The 1,030-nt window shown below is 61.4% G+C and carries 1 pseudogene; it reads left to right on the forward strand.

Annotated elements, in window-relative coordinates:
- Window positions 1-64 precede the first annotated feature (64 nt).
- A pseudogene (locus GV827_RS23175) lies at window positions 65-1,030 on the forward strand (IS5 family transposase); the annotation flags it as partial.

Raw genomic sequence — 1,030 nt, forward strand, 5'->3', positions numbered from 1 at the left:
GGCTTTGTTGCACAAATGGCGTGAGGGGATTCATGTTGTGAATCCAGTGTGATAGCTGGAGGTCATGAGCAGCTGGGCACCGACAAGATACAAGACCACGAACTGGTCGGCTTACAATAGCGCGCTGAAGCAGCGCGGATCACTGACGATCTGGTTTGATCCCGAGATGACCTGGACACCCCCGCCAAGCGGCAGGCGCGGCCGGCAGCAGAGTTTCAGCGACGCGGCGATCCAGACCTGCCTGACCCTGAAAGTTCTATTTGGTCTTCCGTTGCGGCAAACGACCGGGTTCGTGGAAAGTCTCCTGCGTCTGGTCGGTCTGGACTGGACGGTGCCGGATTTCAGCACACTGAGCCGCCGCCAGAAGACGTTGAACGTGCGCCTGCCGTATCGCGGCTCTACGGGACCGCTGAACCTTCTCATCCCCTCTCGTGACATCACTTCGTGATGCACTGCCGGGCAGCGGACAGCACCGGCATCAAGTCGGAGGGCGAAGGAGAGTGGAACGCGCGCAAGCATGGCGGTCCGAAGCGGCGCATCTGGCGTAAGATCCACCTCGGGATTGATGCGGAAACACTGGAGGTCCGGGCTGTCGAGATCACCGGCAGTCACATCGGCGATGCGCCCATGTTGCCCGAATTGCTCGAATAAATCCCACCCGATCAGGAGATTGGGTCGGTCACCGCGGATGGCGCCTACGACACCCGCAATTGCCACGAGGCGATTGCTGCCCGACACGCCGATGCCGTGATCCCGCCCCGCAAAAATGCCAAACCTTGGAAGCCCACGAGCGCCGGTGCCATCGCCCGGAACGAGGCAGTGCGGGCCTCACGATACCTGGGCCGTGCGCTGTGGCGAAAACTGACCGGATACCACCGCCGAAGCTGCGTCGAGAGCAAGATGCACTGTATCAAACTGCTTGGCCAATCCGTGATGGCCCGGGACTTCGACCGGCAGGTCGCGGAAATCCAAATCCGCATCGCCGTGCTCAACCGCTACACTGCTCTCGGCATTCCCGTCACAGAGCCCG

This window comes from Sulfitobacter sediminilitoris, assembly GCF_010667575.1.
In the GTDB taxonomy this organism is placed as follows: Bacteria; Pseudomonadota; Alphaproteobacteria; order Rhodobacterales; family Rhodobacteraceae; genus Sulfitobacter; species Sulfitobacter sediminilitoris.